Origin of the sequence: Vibrio penaeicida (assembly GCF_019977755.1) — a bacterium.
Lineage (GTDB): Bacteria > Pseudomonadota > Gammaproteobacteria > Enterobacterales > Vibrionaceae > Vibrio > Vibrio penaeicida.
This window is the reverse complement of record NZ_AP025145.1, coordinates 1,724,050-1,738,748: the sequence shown is the minus strand read 5'-3', so window position 1 is coordinate 1,738,748 and position 14,699 is coordinate 1,724,050. Positions and strand designations below refer to the sequence as shown.

The 14,699-nt window shown below is 43.4% G+C and carries 15 protein-coding genes; 9 read left to right on the top strand and 6 right to left on the bottom strand.

What is annotated here, in order from left to right:
• Positions 1-35 precede the first annotated feature (35 nt).
• On the bottom strand, positions 36-1,307 hold the full coding sequence (locus tag LDO37_RS26145) for an ABC transporter substrate-binding protein (protein WP_126606850.1): 1,272 nt from the start codon (positions 1,305-1,307) through the stop codon (positions 36-38).
• 374 nt (positions 1,308-1,681) lie between these two features.
• On the opposite strand from LDO37_RS26145, the gene LDO37_RS26140 reads away from it, so the two are divergent.
• Both LDO37_RS26140 and LDO37_RS26135 read left to right on the top strand, forming a co-directional pair.
• The gene (locus LDO37_RS26140; RefSeq protein WP_126607478.1) at positions 1,682-2,887 is read left to right on the top strand and encodes an ROK family protein; all 1,206 of its coding nucleotides are present in this window, start codon (positions 1,682-1,684) and stop codon (positions 2,885-2,887) included.
• A gap of 98 nt (positions 2,888-2,985) precedes the next feature.
• A complete protein-coding gene (locus LDO37_RS26135; RefSeq protein ID WP_126607477.1) occupies positions 2,986-3,357 on the top strand; it encodes a GNAT family N-acetyltransferase in 372 nt (123 codons plus the stop codon).
• A 52-nt stretch (positions 3,358-3,409) separates the two neighbouring features.
• On the opposite strand, the gene LDO37_RS26130 is transcribed toward LDO37_RS26135, so the two are convergent.
• Complete coding sequence (locus LDO37_RS26130) at positions 3,410-3,883, bottom strand: peroxiredoxin (protein WP_101113009.1); 474 nt, start codon at positions 3,881-3,883, stop codon at positions 3,410-3,412.
• An 82-nt stretch (positions 3,884-3,965) separates the two neighbouring features.
• Positions 3,966-4,754: a hypothetical protein gene (locus LDO37_RS26125; RefSeq protein ID WP_126607476.1), complete on the bottom strand. Its 789-nt coding sequence runs from the start codon at positions 4,752-4,754 to the stop codon at positions 3,966-3,968.
• Positions 4,755-5,118: 364 nt separating this feature from the next.
• On the opposite strand from LDO37_RS26125, the gene LDO37_RS26120 reads away from it, so the two are divergent.
• From LDO37_RS26120 to LDO37_RS26105, 4 genes are all read left to right on the top strand, one after another.
• A complete protein-coding gene (locus tag LDO37_RS26120) occupies positions 5,119-5,802 on the top strand; it encodes a hypothetical protein (protein ID WP_126607475.1) in 684 nt (227 codons plus the stop codon).
• A gap of 87 nt (positions 5,803-5,889) precedes the next feature.
• A complete protein-coding gene (locus LDO37_RS26115) occupies positions 5,890-6,789 on the top strand; it encodes a zinc-dependent metalloprotease family protein (RefSeq protein WP_126607474.1) in 900 nt (299 codons plus the stop codon).
• An 82-nt stretch (positions 6,790-6,871) separates the two neighbouring features.
• Positions 6,872-7,750: a LysR family transcriptional regulator gene (locus LDO37_RS26110; protein WP_126607473.1), complete on the top strand. Its 879-nt coding sequence runs from the start codon at positions 6,872-6,874 to the stop codon at positions 7,748-7,750.
• 326 nt (positions 7,751-8,076) lie between these two features.
• Positions 8,077-9,621, top strand: a complete 1,545-nt coding sequence (locus tag LDO37_RS26105; protein ID WP_126607472.1) for a glutamate synthase-related protein — start codon at positions 8,077-8,079, stop codon at positions 9,619-9,621.
• A gap of 81 nt (positions 9,622-9,702) precedes the next feature.
• Here the strand turns inward: LDO37_RS26105 and LDO37_RS26100 are convergent, their stop codons facing one another.
• Positions 9,703-11,646 (bottom strand): acyltransferase family protein, encoded by a 1,944-nt coding sequence (locus LDO37_RS26100; protein WP_126607471.1) that lies wholly within the window; start codon positions 11,644-11,646, stop codon positions 9,703-9,705.
• Positions 11,647-12,075: 429 nt separating this feature from the next.
• On the opposite strand from LDO37_RS26100, the gene LDO37_RS26095 reads away from it, so the two are divergent.
• The 3 genes from LDO37_RS26095 to LDO37_RS26085 all read left to right on the top strand — a co-directional run bounded on the left by LDO37_RS26095 (position 12,076) and on the right by LDO37_RS26085 (position 13,610).
• The gene (locus tag LDO37_RS26095; RefSeq protein ID WP_126608520.1) at positions 12,076-12,435 is read left to right on the top strand and encodes a RidA family protein; all 360 of its coding nucleotides are present in this window, start codon (positions 12,076-12,078) and stop codon (positions 12,433-12,435) included.
• Between the two features lie 45 nt (positions 12,436-12,480).
• Complete coding sequence (locus tag LDO37_RS26090) at positions 12,481-12,981, top strand: RDD family protein (RefSeq protein WP_185829856.1); 501 nt, start codon at positions 12,481-12,483, stop codon at positions 12,979-12,981.
• Between the two features lie 179 nt (positions 12,982-13,160).
• Complete coding sequence (locus LDO37_RS26085) at positions 13,161-13,610, top strand: acyl-CoA thioesterase (RefSeq protein ID WP_126608522.1); 450 nt, start codon at positions 13,161-13,163, stop codon at positions 13,608-13,610.
• Between the two features lie 68 nt (positions 13,611-13,678).
• On the opposite strand, the gene LDO37_RS26080 is transcribed toward LDO37_RS26085, so the two are convergent.
• Both LDO37_RS26080 and LDO37_RS26075 read right to left on the bottom strand, forming a co-directional pair.
• On the bottom strand, positions 13,679-14,098 hold the full coding sequence (locus LDO37_RS26080) for a VF530 family protein (protein WP_101113001.1): 420 nt from the start codon (positions 14,096-14,098) through the stop codon (positions 13,679-13,681).
• A gap of 154 nt (positions 14,099-14,252) precedes the next feature.
• The gene (locus LDO37_RS26075; protein ID WP_104403242.1) at positions 14,253-14,690 is read right to left on the bottom strand and encodes a MarR family winged helix-turn-helix transcriptional regulator; all 438 of its coding nucleotides are present in this window, start codon (positions 14,688-14,690) and stop codon (positions 14,253-14,255) included.
• Positions 14,691-14,699: the final 9 nt, after the last annotated feature.

Genomic DNA, 14,699 nt, shown 5'->3' with positions numbered 1-14,699 from the left:
AATTCGCTTTACTGCCTGCCAAAGCACGGCATGGTTTACCACTTACCGCGTTTTTTCAGCCTTTTCAGCTCCGACTCCATTTGTTCAAGCGCTTTATCGGCACTGACCTCTCCAGACAGTGCTTTATGAACTTGTTTCCAAATGGTGTTGCTCACTCGGCTGTACTGATCGCCAGTTACCTGTGAAGGGCGGGCAACCACATTGGCGAACGATGTCTGCATGTCGGATAAAAACGGATTTGCTTTTAAAACATCAGAATCGTTGTACAGCGCAGGCAGAGTGGGGCTGTAACTGGCTTCAATTGCGCGGCGTTTTTGCTCGCTCATGCCCGTCAGGTAGTTCACTAAGCTCACTGCGGTTTCAGGAGAGCGAGAATACTTGGATACCCCAAGCAGTGCGGTGCCGTAACAGCCAGCGTGGATGCCATCAGGGGTGCCTTTCGGCAGTGCAACCACACCTACTTTGTCTTTGATGACGGAATCTTCCGAATTGGCAAGGCTCCATACATACGACCAGTTACGGTGAAAAAGGGCGTTCCCATTTTGGAAAACACCACGAGACGACTCTTCGTCGTAGTTTAGCGTGCCCGGTGGGCTGATTGTATTTATCCAACTTGACGCTGTTTTGAGAATTTCGCGGTTGGCAGAAGTATTGACGGTAATGTCGCCATTTTCATCAATAATTGTGCCGCCATCGGTCGAGCCAAACCACTCAATCGCATTGCACGTTAAGCCCTCATATGACCGACCTTGCCAGGCGTATCCCCAAAAATCTGGATTTCCTGATTTTCTCTCTTTCGCTTGAACGTCTTGCGCAATTTTTGTGAGTTCTTGATAGGTTTGGGGTGGGTTGTAACCATATTTTTCGAGCAAATCTTTCCGATAGAAAAGCATGCCAGTGTCCATGTACCAAGGAATAGAAAGGACTTTTCCGTTAACCGTTGTGCCTTCTACCGCGGCTTTGAAATGTTGAGAAATACTCTCTGGTTTGGCGTACTCATTCATATCGAGAAGGTGAGACTTCAACGCCCCAGGCCAAATGGTATCCAAGATAAGTACATCTATATCTTTAGATTTAGCCGTCAGCAGTTGTTGATAAAGAGGCAATACGTCATCCCAACTTGCTGGCAAGGTAACAACAGTCACCTTGTTGCCGGTTTCTTTTGCCCATGCGTTCGTTCCATCTTTGCAGAGCTGTAACTCCACGCCAGATGAGCTGCAAAACACTGTGACTTCTTCAGCTTGAGCATTAAGCGTATAACTACCCGCCAATATACTCAGCGCTAAAAGTGGTAAGAACTTATTCATATCACCTCCATGTGTTAGGGTCTGTCGACCCGAGTCAACCTGAATTTGCGGATGCGTTGGAATCGCACATTTTCGAGTTGAGTAAATAAATCCATTGAATGGAATTAAATGATAGAAAGGTCATTGTTGTATATTTTTTGATCAATTAATTGTGATCTGAATTTGAATTTATTTCGTAGTTTTTGTGAATTCAATGAGTTAGGGTGGAAGGATTATTGGGGGCACTTGGGGATATTTTCATCATTAAACCGAACGGCTTTCCAATTGTGGGATTTTGTTAACTTGTTTCTCCTCCGATCAGAGGTAACCTAAGGAATCGCTGATTTTAGGCACAGACAAACTTTCGAAAGTAAGAGTTCAACAAGGAAGTCAAGGTGAAAGGTAAGAACCACGAACATACCAAGCGTTCAAATCTGAGTGTGGTATTCGAAATTATTCGACAGCACCCTCGGGTTAGCCGTGTGAGCGTGGCACAGCAGTCTGGGCTGAGGAACCAAACTATCACCAACTTGGTTCGAGAGCTTATTCAAACAGGCTATGTCCTAGAAGTAGGTAAGGTGCAAGGTAAGCGAGGGCAGCCCCAAACGTTGCTAGAAGTGAACCCTGCTTCGTGTTTGTCTATTGGATTACAGATTGAACAGGGGTTTGTGAATGCAAGTTTAGTGGACCTCAACCTAAATTTGCTGGCAGATTACCAAGCAGAGCTAACAAGCCTAGAGCCTGATTACGTGATAAGCCAACTTGATAGAGTGGTAAACAGGTTGCTCGATATGGTACCGAATTCTCGCCAGTTGCTCATCGGAGTGGGGGTGGCCGTTGCGACCCTGCTCAAAGATGACACGGAGCACCACCCAGTTGCTAATGCTTGGCAAGCGTGGGGCAAGCTGGATTTAACGCACAAATTGAGTGAAAAGCTGGCTTATCCGGTTTATTTGGAAAACGATGCAACCTCTGCCGCTATTAGCCACAGTTTTAGCTGCCGTGGAGACAGGCTGGATAATTTTATCTACCTCTATATTGGTAACGGTTTGGGGGCAGGTATTATTACCAACAACCAGCCTTATAAAGGGGCATGGAGTAATGCCGGAGAAATTGGTCGAATTCATTGGCACAATTCAGGTTCGACAGATTACATTGAAACTCACTTGTCGCTACAAGCGCTAAAAACCATGCTGAATTATTCTGGTTCAGATCTTCAGCTTCCTGCATTTATTGATGAACATTGGGAGCATGATGAAGTGGTTCAACGTTGGATTGATGAATCCGGTCAACGCTTAAGATTTGCCATTAACATCCTTGAAAACTTATTTGAGCCAGAAAGCATAGTGTTGGGAAGTCAGCTATCCGAACGTGTTATGGAAAGGCTGGTGGATGCAACACTGCCGCTTTTTCCTTCTATTTGTGAACGCCACGAGCGGACTCGCCAACGAATTACGCTTGCTAAAGACAGCCTTCACACCGTTTCTATAGGTGCAGCATCGCTTCCTTTGTTTGGCTTATGTCATCCTGATATGCACGATTTGTTTGAATGTTCCCATCAACTTCCACCAACGTTTAAAGCAGTGAATTTGGACGTATAGCCAGAACGGATATTAAGACAACATTGAATAGCAATTTAAATTTAACGCCTCTCTCTGAGAGCGAATATTCCAACGCTTACCCAATTTTTAAAGAATACATGAAGCCTACCATTGATGAGGCATTGGGCTGGGACGAAGCCTATCAATATAACGGTTTCACCAATAGGCTAAAGCCAGAATGGTTTTTTTGGTTAGAGTTTGAGGGGAACAAAGTGGGCTTAGTTATACACAAATCCACGTCCAAGAGTGTGCATGTTCATTTACTTGTTGTATTCAATCAGTCACAAGGTCGTGGGCTTGCGCAAAAAGCGATGAATAGAGTTGAGCAAGAAGCGAAAGGCAAAGCGCTGCCCGTTACTCTTAGCTGCTTTAAAAATAATGTGCCTGCGTTAGAGTTGTATCGAAAGCTGGGTTTTGACGTGATTTCTGAAGATGATTTGTTTTTTGATATGAAAAAGTGGGTGGAATGAACTCAATAAAAAGGCAGACCAAAACTGCCTTGAGCGGTTCTAATCACAACGATTAAAGCAGCGCCAGAATCGCTTCTGCTTTACTGCCTTCAAACGTTTTAGGCGGTTCTACGTTCAGTGTGGTCACTACGCCGTTTTCAACGATCATCGCATAGCGTTCAGAACGAATGCCACCAAAAGATCCCGTCTCTTTTACCAATCCAAGTGCTTTAGTAAAGCTTGCATCGCCATCTGCCAGCATTAGGATTTCGTTAGCGTTTTGCGCCTCTCCCCAAGCTTGCATCACAAATGCATCGTTAACCGATACACAGGCAATGAAGTCTACTCCTTTTTCTTTGAACTGATCAGCAAGTACAACATAGCCAGGTAAGTGTGCTTCTGAACACGTCGGCGTAAAAGCTCCAGGTACGGCAAACAGCACGGCTTTCTTCCCGGCAAACAGCTCAGTAACCTCATGGGTTGCCATGCCATCTGCTGTTAGTTCGCTCAGTGAACCTTCTGGGAGTGTTTGTCCTTGTTCAATCATTGCTTAAATCCTTCTTGTTATAGGCTGGTGTGAAACGAGTGTACGCCTATTTAAGCGGTGGAAAAACACTAAACCTATGGGGCTATTCCAAAAAAGAGACTTCAGGGTATTCCACTCCGTAGCCTAAATCCTCGAGTAAAGCGATGGTAATAATGCCGATTTTTTCACCATTGGCCGCCACCTCAGGTGTAAGAGGGGGAATAGCATGACCTTGAAGGTCATAGCGGATAGGGTCTTCGATTAGATAGTGATCATAAAAATGATCGCCCGATAAAGACAAAGGTAAGCAGGGGTAATTGTTGTCGTATAGGTGGTTATACCAACGTACGGCTTGGCTTTCTTTTAAGCAATAAGCAGGTCCTTGCATTAACGTATGCGCTTCAGTGTAGGGTACGGTGAGAATGCCAATACCAAATACGTGCGCAAGCTCATGTCGCAAAGTGGTTTGATAGTCAGTTGGATCAAATGAGTCGTCATGGGTTCGTGAATGAATCCACATTGTTGCTGTTACGGGAAACGCTGCGCCATTTATATCGACGTATTCGTCGATAATGGCTTCACCGTCAGGTTGAATACTATCGGTTATCTTTATATGAAGGGTAAGCGTATGGTGAGGTGAGTCCCCAACAGACTTAACGTATTTCAACCATTCTTCGGCTGCCTGAACGTAGCGATCTTTATCGTAGTGCTTGGCTTGTTCAGAAAATTCTAATGCCAGCGTGATGCCCTCGTTCTTCACTTCTATTGATTCCGCCAGTGTTAAATGGCTGGTTGACGCACATAGAATGAACAGCACGAGCTGAGGCCACTTCTTGGTCTGTGTTGTTAAGTGTTGGAGGAAACCGCGTAGCAATCGAAGCAATATGACCATTGAGGTATTACACTTTGTGAAAGTCCATTTATAGCGAAGAATTATACAAATTCAGCAATGGAGTTCTGTAAGCGTGTGTAATGGGATCAATAATCGAGGCATAAAGTAAAATTACTACAACGAAAATAGTAATTTGCAAAAGGATAGTTAACTAAAAATCACGATCCTTTTTATTTTTTGAACATCTGAAACTCGTTAGCTTTTGTCTTATATTTAAGAGTGAAACTGTGTTCGCTGTACGATAAACAAATAAGTTTTTTAAAAATGTGATTTTCAGCCATAGTGTATTCACTAATAACATTTTTGTTTTTATAAATTTACAGACTAAATTAATAATGCACTCATCTAAATAAGGGTGATTGTTATGAGTAAAATTATACTGTACTTCGTTTTGATTTTGGGTGTTGCTGCTGTGGTATTTCTCGATGATAAAAACCCCTCACAACAAAACCAGAAAGTAAAACAAGGAACCGAAAATAATACAGGCTCTCATTCATCACGCCAAAACGACACTGGGCGTTATGCAAAGAAGGAAATCGAGAGTAGCGCCGTTAAGCAATTATCAAATAACAACACAGCCAACTCCTCTAGAGCCGTCGCAGATACAAATAGCCTTCGTTCCGATTTGGGCGAGGATATTCATTTGGAAATTGAAGAGCCTTGGTTTGAAGTAACGGATACATTACCAATAGATAAAGTTAAACCGCTTAGCGTAGGTGATGAAAGCCTATCCGCCATCGAATTTCGTAATATTGGCGAGTTTTCGAGTTTATCATCTGGAGATAGCGTACGTTTATTACTTCCCAATGGTGAAGAAGTTTTAATTTCAATCACTCAAGATAAAAAGCAAGTAAATAATACAAAAACTTGGTCAGGAATTTTTAAATCTAATGGTTATGATTACCCAGCTGTATTTACTTTTGGTAAGAAAAATGTATTTGGATTTATCGGTCACCCTGATGCTGAATATAAAGTTACAGGGTTAAATAATACAGCGTGGTTGTATGAAGTACCGCAAGAGTACTTCGAAGAACCCTCTCCCCAATAATATTTCAAACTATATACCCAAGTACTTTAGATCACTTGGGTATACATCAAAAACACACCTTAATACTCGTTATACAAAAGGACGAACATGAAAATAGTAGGCATTGCGGCAGTCTTGACCGCAGGATTCTTCACACCTGTCATATACGCTCAGACAGAGCAAAAACAGCCAACAGAAGTTATTGAAGCGATGGTAACCGAAATTGACTTGCTTGGTGTTTACACTCCTGGGCTAAAAGCGCATTACAGTGATGATCCCATTAGTGCGATTCAACACAAAGTGAACGTTGCCAATATGATCCATCAAATGAGTAAAACGGATGTCAGCATCAACCTCGTCGGTACTATGGAAGTAAAATATGACGAAGAAGTGCAGAAAATCTCACAAGAGGTGGCGCTGAACAACATTACGCCAGATACCAAAGGCTATACAAACAAAGCGTTCAAAGGTGTCGAAGGGAAACGGGCAGAGCTAGGGGCCGATATGGTGACGCTGTTTCGTACTTTAGACATCAAAAATTCGCCTGATTACGGAGCAACAAAAAAATGTGGTCGAGCGCACTTGCTCACCAAGTACTTCCACGATAATTCCCCAAAATACATTAAACGCAAGCTTTATAGCCACGTTTATACCAACGAGTGTAAAGACGACACTTTGGCTCATGAGCTAGGGCACAATATGGGGCTGTATCATGCACGTGAGCAGTACTCAGGCAAGCTTCCACATACCAATGGAAAATCTTATTCGGGTGCTTATGGCTATGGTGTAAACGGTCAGTTTGCGACGACCATGGCTTATGGACATAAATTCGGAGTTAGCAAACGCACTTACACATTCTCAAACCCAGATATCCAGTGTAATGAGCAACCGTGCGGATTAAAAGACATGGCAAACGCAGTGAAAACCATTCGTTATACTGCTCCGCTTATCGCAAAAGTCATGAATAAACCGCAGCCGCAGGTTGAAGAAATAGGTATCGCTCAATAGCAGAATTTGCATTGGCTTTAGTCATCGCTTAAAAATAAAGAGTGCGGGATTACCTGCACTCTTTATTTTTTGGAGAGCATGGATGCTAAAAACAACGTTAGAACAGTGGCGAATGTTTCGCGCGGTGGCTGAATATGGTGGATTCAATCAAGCGGCAGAGGCGATACACAAAAGCCCTTCGAGTATTCACCATGCCATTCAAAAGTTGGAAACGTCTCTTAACCTCAAACTATTTAAAATAGTCGGCCGTAAAGCGCAGTTAACCCGAGCAGGGGAATTGGTACTTAGAAGAACCAGTAATTTGCTTGATGAAGCCGTCAAGGTCGAAGCATTAAGTGAAATGCTGAGTGAGGGAGCAGAAACACAACTTAAGATCGCTGTCGACCAAACTTTCCCTCCCATTTTGATTTATCAAGCGCTCGAGAAGGTATCTCAGGTTTTTCCACTGTTAAGAATAGAACTCAGTGAAACTACCCTTTGGGGATCAAGCGAAGTGATAGAGCAAGCTCAAGTAGACCTCGCAATTTCTGGTTTTGCTTTGCACGATCGGTTTAATGAAGAATTGTGCAGAGTCGAGTTTATGGCAGTGGCCAATCCATCGCACCCCCTTCATCAACTGGATAGAGAGCTCTCGCTTGAAGACTTAAAAGGTCATAGGCAAATTGTGGTTCGCGATTCTGCGACCAAAGACAAGAAAGACGATGGTTGGCAATCGTCTGACCAGCGGTGGACAGTCGACAATGTGAAAACGTCAATTCAAATGATTACGGAAGGCTTTGGCTTTGCTTGGTTGCCAGAACACGCCATTGCCTCTGAAATAGAACGCGGAAAGTTGAAAGCGTTACCACTCGCCTTTAACAACAAAAGAACAGATCAAATGTATTTGATTCTTGATGACGAAGACAGGCTTGGCCTGGCAGCAAAAGCTTTTGTACAAGAACTTCGAATGCATTGTTACTAAACGAAAGCTTAGCTACCAAACGAAAGCCTAGCTACCAAACGAAAGCCTAGCTACCAAACGATAGCTTAGCTACCTCCTCTAACCCATTCTCCAAACCGTCAGACGTGCAAACTCTTGGAATCTCAACTTTCGGAGTGAGCACTTCGGCATTTTCTTCAAACATTCTAATTTTTAGAACGGTCAATCTCATACCTTGAAATGTTTATTTCTTGCTCATCAACCTATGCTTAAAAAGGCGTTGCGCCAATAAAAAAATAAGGCAGCCACAGTACTTTTTGCTAGGAGGTGATGCCAATGAACACACTGGAAACAATAAGGAATACCTGATGAGCAAACCTGTAGTGGCTGATAACAAGCCCGTTAAAGTCGATCTTAAAAAAGGAGACGACTACTACTTCTGCGCGTGTGGACGCTCCAAAAGTCAGCCGTTTTGTGATGGCTCCCATGCAGGAACGGAATTCAAACCGAAAAAATTTACCGCAGAATCAGATGGAGAATCTTACCTATGCCAATGTAAACATTCGGCAAATACCCCTTTTTGTGATGGTAGCCATAAACAGTTCAGCTCTGAACAAGTAGGCAAAGAAGGACCGGGCGTACAAATTCAGCAGGCAGGTAGTGCTTCGACACCCGCCGCCACAGCGACAAAAGAAGAACCCACCGTAGAGTTTATTCATCAATTGGCTCGAGAAGGCTTGTCTAAGCTTGGCCATCATGGACCCATGACGTCAATGGGGGTGCCGCGATACCAATTGCCTCACTGGGATGATCTTCAAGTGATGGTCGCTCAGATGGCAACAAAACCTTTGTTAGAAGACGTGGCCGTGAATACAGAATTGGTGATAGGTCCAGAAGCGAAAAAACCACTGACACTCAAAATCCCGTTGTTTGTGTCTGACATGAGTTTTGGTGCGTTATCGGAAGAAGCGAAGGTGTCACTCGCCACTGGCGCAGAGCTCGCTGGTACAGGGATTTGTTCCGGTGAAGGAGGCATGTTACCAGAAGAGCAAGCGGCGAACTCACGCTATTTTTACGAGCTGGCGAGTGCAGGTTTTGGCTACAAAGAAGAGTTACTCCATCGAGTACAGGCTTTCCACTTCAAAGGTGGGCAGGGCGCTAAAACAGGCACCGGTGGTCACTTACCGGGGACGAAAAACATCGGGAAAATATCTCAAGTACGAGGGATTCCGGAAGGCGAATCCGCAATTTCCCCCCCTACGTTTAAAGACTTGAACACCGCTGCCGATTTTAAGCGGTTTGCCGATCGCGTAAGGGAAGTGAGCGGTGGTATTCCTATTGGGTTTAAGCTCAGTGCAAACCACATCGAAAAAGATATTCAGTTTGCTTTGGACGCCAGCGCCGATTACATCATTTTAGATGGGCGAGGGGGCGGTACAGGCGCAGCACCAGAAATGTTCCGAGATCATATCAGCGTTCCGACTATTCCCGCCCTAGCGCGTGCAAGACGTTACTTGGATGAGGTAGGTGCGAGCGGCAGGGTGACATTGATCGTAACGGGTGGACTAAGAGTCCCTATGGATTTTGTAAAAGCGATGGCGCTTGGCGCAGATGGTGTCGCGATATCAAACAGTGCAATGCAATCTATCGGGTGTGTCGCTGCACGTATGTGTAACACCAACAATTGTCCGGCCGGTATTGCCACTCAAAAAGCCGATTTGCGTCAGCGTTTGAATGTGGCTAAAGCATCGAACCAGTTAAAGAATTTCTTTGAAGCCTCTACGGAGCTTATGCAGGTAATGGCTCGCGCTTGTGGTCATGATTCGTTTTCGAAGTTCAATAAAGAAGATTTGGCCACATGGCATAAAGAAATGGCGCAGCTTTCGGGGGTTCGATACTCTGGCTTTGAATAAATAGAGGTTTTGAGTGACTCGCAAATGTATCTCGCGCCTACTACTGGCTAGTAGGCGCGGTTTATATTGAAAACAACTTACCTAAAACTGCCGTGAGTTAACAATTTTACGGAATTCAGATAAAAGCGCGACGCTGCCGTATTCGCTAAGATGATCATCATCGAAGTAAGCTGGACGACCATCAATGTCGCCATAGCAAGATTGGTCATCACAGAAGTATTGGGATGTCTGCAAAATCTGCACATTACACTGATCTTGCAGTGTATTTAACATGTGAAATACGGCTTGGTTTCTCTCATCGTATTCGCTTCTTGAAATGGATACCCTAAATTCGATATTTCCCCAGAGTAACTCTTTTGCCATGGTTTTTGGGACATTGCGTTTTAACTCAGGGATGGGTTCCAACAGGTATACTGGGTTCGATTCAGAAATCGCGCATATTGTGTCGAACATCTTGCCGAGCGCCTGTGTTGAATAAGCCTCACCGCGTTTATCAATGATCTCTTCACCTTCGAAAAACTCTTCTACCTTATCTTTTCGATGAGCCAGTTCAGGTTCATTTGGACCTTGTAGCAATGTGGCGTAACGATTAAGAATCACCACCGGTACGTTAGGGTATTGAGGCAATTTAGCGAGCTTACCTTCGATAAAATCGCCGCAGGAATGATCAGGGATACCGTGGTTTCTGGTGTTATAGATCCCCTTGATGGTTCGGCAACCCATCATTGTCCAATCGGCTAAGCTTTCACCATCCAACACCTTTTCGACACTTCGCACAATGCTGGCGGCATGACTGTCACCCAATACAATGGCGCCCACTTTTCCTTCACCATACTGGCAAAACTCATCTCGATTGCTTCGAACTAAACACTCGTCTCTTCTTGGGTTTTTGTTGTTCGCTTCGTTACTGGCAACCAGTACGCTTGGATCATAGTGGAACTCAGCCCCTTTGGTAATAAAGATACCGGAGCCTAACATGCCTACAATGGCTACAAACCAAAGTGGCTGATAGGTGAGCAATGGGCGAATGCTAAATGCAGGAATGGCTCGACGTTTTGATTCAATCAGCGCGTGGCTTACAAATCCTAATAGCACGGAAGCTGGAATGCCGATCCACATCCAATAAGGTAATTCAAAATAAACCCCTGCTACCACTAACGGCCAGTGCCATAAGTAGATGGAGTAAGACCAAAGCCCGATTTTTTGCATGAATACGTTGTGTGTTATCGCACTGCTATCTCGTTGCGCGGCGATAATGAGATACGCACCAAGAACAGGAAATAGTGCCAAATACCCAGGCCATAAAGAATGCTCGGACATCAGAAAATACGACGCCAGTATGAGCACCAGACCGGTATATTCGGTAATTGCCTTATGTTTTGAACTCAAAGAGAGTGGGTACAAGAATGCAACGCCGCCAAGAAGCATTTCCCAAGCACGAGTTTGCAACATGTAGTAAGACGCATCTGGCCAGCGATAGGTCATCAAAACACTGCCTAAAAAGCCAATCACAGTAGCCGCTAATACGGCTTTCTTTAATGTTTCTAGCGATAAGGTCTTTTTGAGCGCGACTAAAATAACAGGGTAGATAATGTAAAACTGCCACTCAACGGACAGTGACCAAGTATGAAGTAGCCATTTCTCGTGAGAGGCGGCGTCGAAGTAACCCGACTCTTTCCAATACACCAAATTTGAGAAGAACCCGATACTTCCTATTGTGTGTTTACTGAGGTCTTTATAGTCGACTGGCGTTAAGTAAAACCACCCAAATATAAGTAGGAAAAGGCATATCACCGCTAAGGCAGGGATAATGCGGTTAGCGCGGGCGAAATAAAATCGAAGTATGGAAAAGTCGCCAGAATCTAACCCCTTAAAGATGATACTGGTCATTAAGAAACCAGAGATGACGAAAAATACATCAACCCCAGCAAACCCCCCAGGTACCCAACTCGGGTTAAAGTGGAATAACACCACTGCGATTACGGCTAAAGCCCTAAGCCCATTTATGTCTTTTCTAAATTTCATATCGCTTTTCTAATTCTCATATTGTCGTTATGCCAAATTTCCACCTTGCTTATTGAGCTCTATGTTATTAGAGAAATGAGCAGAGTTTTGATGTTGAATTAGGATTAGTCCTTATTTCAAACATTTGTGTTAGAGACGGGTTAGCTTTATGTCATCCTTTCATAATGAAAGGCTCATGATGTCTTTTAAAACATCCGTAAGTTAAATGTAGTAAAGGATGGAAGCGATATTTAACAAGCTCTAGAACGGCATAAACCATAATTGATATCAATGTTAATAAAATTTGTTTTATATCAAATGGTTGCCGAGATATTTGCTTGCTCGTCTTTTGATATGTTTTTTCAAGTGCATTCAACATCGACTTTTTGCAGCAATATTGACGAGAAAAAGGAATAATGCGTGCTTCAGAAATGAGAAAGGGCAATGACCATGATTGAAAGGAAACGCGGTAATTACCAGGGAAGAAACAAATCATCGGCTTACAAAGATCTTGTGTGGACGGTAGCCACGTCTTCAGATACGTCTCTCGATATTATTGGGCAAACCGAACTTACGTTGGAAACCATTCAAAATAACCTGATTGAATTGAACAGTGACAAATCCAAAATCGTATCTGCTCAGGTTTACATCGCTAACATGTCTGATAAGCCTAAAATGGACAAAGTTTGGTGCGACTGGATGGGAAGCAACCCCGATCACTGGCCTCAAAGAGCGTGCTTAGGTGTGGATCTAGAAGGGGACGTATTGATTGAAGTCACTGTGACCGTGGTACGTGACAACGAGGATTAACACCATATAATGTCGCGCTTTATTTACCATGAATGGAATAACAATATGGTGGAACAAAAGGATCATGAACATGTCAATTCAATGGAGCCGAAGTTAGCTTCAAGGTGGTCTCGGTTTTGGGCAACCTTTATTGATAATCTCGTATTTTCTGGTCTTGCTATAGGCAGTTACTATGTATTTCCGAGCCTTCAAATCGTATTTCAATCAGTAACTACACAGATTATCGCTTTGATCTACTACTTCTCAATTTACGTGTTGTGCCAAAGCTATTTTATTCACAAATACGGCCAAACTATTGGCAAGAATGTGTTCGAGATAGCCGTTGTTAACGTAAGCGATGGGCAGAAAGCTCGCTTCTCGCCTTTTGTTTTTAAACGTATGCTTCTTATGGGAATCGTCTATTTTATTCCCATTGTAAATATCGTGGTTATAATTGCTAACGTATTGTTTATATTTAGAAAAGATAGACGTTGTATCCATGATCTTATTGCCGGAACGCGTGTTATAGATATCAGTAAGCCACCTAAACCTTTGTTTAACGAGTAACTTACCGAATAGCGAGTGCCTCCCAGCTAGCCTTTCACCCGATCTCCCGATCGGGTTTACTAAATTTCCTATGAGCTACTTTGGAAATTACTGCATACCTTTCACAAAAATCGAGCATCAACATTACATTCATTTGCAGCAATAACTAGTATAAAAACTCTAAATCAAGGATGGATAGTATGGATTCAATGCTTAAAGACTTTCCTGTGGTAACTGAAATTCAAGTTGCTTGGGGAGAAATGGATGCACTTCAGCATGTGAATAATGTGGTGTATTTCCGCTATTTTGAAACCGCTCGACTCGATTACTTCAATAAAATCGGTCTTTTAGTCGACATGTCTAAAACGCACATAGGTCCCGTGTTACGAGATACACAGTGTCGGTACAAATTGCCGATCACCTATCCAGACACCCTTTTTATTGGCAGCCGAGTTATCGACATCCAAGATGATCGTATTACGATGGAATACCAAGCGTTCAGTAAGAAGTGGGGAAAAATCGCGACAATCGGTACCGCGACAGGAGTGATGTTTGATTTTAAAGACAATGTTAAAACCGATATTCCAGAGAGTGTTAGAGCTTCGATTTTGGCGTTAGAAAAGCAGGTAGGAAACGCACTGGATAAATAACCTCAGTTGTGGAATACCTGATCAAAAAAGCCAAACAAGAATAACTCTGTTTGGCTTTTTAGTCCGTGCTATTTCTGGCGGCGGAAGTTTCGATTTTTCGAGGAGCGCTCTTTGTGAGCAGAAGCCGCTTTAGCTTGTGACTTTAAAATAGAATCAACGGTTAATACCATTGGATCTTTCGGCTTAAGACCATGTGGAAACGTGCGAGCACGCGGCGGCAAGTCATATTCTTCAGCGGAAGCTCGTGGCATACGTTTGAAGCGGTAAAGGTAGAAGTTTTCGATCTTCTCTCTCGCCCAATCGGTCTTTTTTAAATATTTAACGCTGCTTGCTATCGATGGCTTGGTATTAAAGCAGTTGAATCGCATTGCAGTATCAAGAATATCCCAACCGTAAAAATCGACCAATTCTTGCAGCAAGGTTTCTAGCTTAAGCCCGTGCAATGGGTTGTTTTGTTGCAGTTCAATTCTTTCTTCATCTGTCATCATAGCAAGTTCCTAAATTCTTACGCTTACCGAAGCAGGTTGGGTCTAGTTCAGAAGGGCAGGACTCTAACAGAAATTTGCCTATTACCCTACCGTAATACTCAATCTATAGATAAGAAGCTGCCTAGCACCTTGAATATATTCTAGCCGAATCCGCTTACTTTCCTGCGACACCGTCCATGACTTTTGTGAGTAGCCGAAGTAACTCTTGCTGTTCCTTTTCTTCTAAATGGGATAACGCATTTTGATTCACTTGGTTAGCCAAAGGCTGCAAAGTCCCTTTTAGCTTTCGACCTTCCTCTGTTAGATAGATTCGGTAAGAACGGCGGCTATTTGGATCGGCTTGTCTTTCAACCCAGCCACGTTCTTCCAGTTTATCGAGGGTTCTGGTGGTCGTAGAGTTTTCGATACGAGATTTATCTGAAAGCTCTCGCTGAGTCATGCCTTCTTGTTCCCAAAGACACATCATGGTGGGCCAAAAGCTTTTTGGAAAATCGTGTTTAGCCAGCTCTTGTTCCAGTAGTTTTGCGACATGCGCTGCGACAACGTTCACTTTCCACCCAAAGCTTTTTTCTCTTTCAAATATTTCGCTCATAGTCATCTC

Bases quoted from the DNA above. Each gene is read 5' to 3' on its own strand.
- LDO37_RS26145 (WP_126606850.1), bottom strand. From the start codon at position 1,307: ATGAATAAGTTCTTACCACTTTTAGCGCTGAGTATATTGGCGGGTAGT.
- LDO37_RS26135 (WP_126607477.1), top strand. From the start codon at position 2,986: ATGAAGCCTACCATTGATGAGGCATTGGGCTGGGACGAAGCCTATCAA.
- LDO37_RS26130 (WP_101113009.1), bottom strand. From the start codon at position 3,883: ATGATTGAACAAGGACAAACACTCCCAGAAGGTTCACTGAGCGAACTA.
- LDO37_RS26125 (WP_126607476.1), bottom strand. From the start codon at position 4,754: ATGGTCATATTGCTTCGATTGCTACGCGGTTTCCTCCAACACTTAACA.
- LDO37_RS26120 (WP_126607475.1), top strand. From the start codon at position 5,119: ATGAGTAAAATTATACTGTACTTCGTTTTGATTTTGGGTGTTGCTGCT.
- LDO37_RS26115 (WP_126607474.1), top strand. From the start codon at position 5,890: ATGAAAATAGTAGGCATTGCGGCAGTCTTGACCGCAGGATTCTTCACA.
- LDO37_RS26110 (WP_126607473.1), top strand. From the start codon at position 6,872: ATGCTAAAAACAACGTTAGAACAGTGGCGAATGTTTCGCGCGGTGGCT.
- LDO37_RS26105 (WP_126607472.1), top strand. From the start codon at position 8,077: ATGAGCAAACCTGTAGTGGCTGATAACAAGCCCGTTAAAGTCGATCTT.
- LDO37_RS26100 (WP_126607471.1), bottom strand. From the start codon at position 11,646: ATGAAATTTAGAAAAGACATAAATGGGCTTAGGGCTTTAGCCGTAATC.
- LDO37_RS26095 (WP_126608520.1), top strand. From the start codon at position 12,076: ATGATTGAAAGGAAACGCGGTAATTACCAGGGAAGAAACAAATCATCG.
- LDO37_RS26090 (WP_185829856.1), top strand. From the start codon at position 12,481: ATGGTGGAACAAAAGGATCATGAACATGTCAATTCAATGGAGCCGAAG.
- LDO37_RS26085 (WP_126608522.1), top strand. From the start codon at position 13,161: ATGGATTCAATGCTTAAAGACTTTCCTGTGGTAACTGAAATTCAAGTT.
- LDO37_RS26080 (WP_101113001.1), bottom strand. From the start codon at position 14,098: ATGATGACAGATGAAGAAAGAATTGAACTGCAACAAAACAACCCATTG.
- LDO37_RS26075 (WP_104403242.1), bottom strand. From the start codon at position 14,690: ATGAGCGAAATATTTGAAAGAGAAAAAAGCTTTGGGTGGAAAGTGAAC.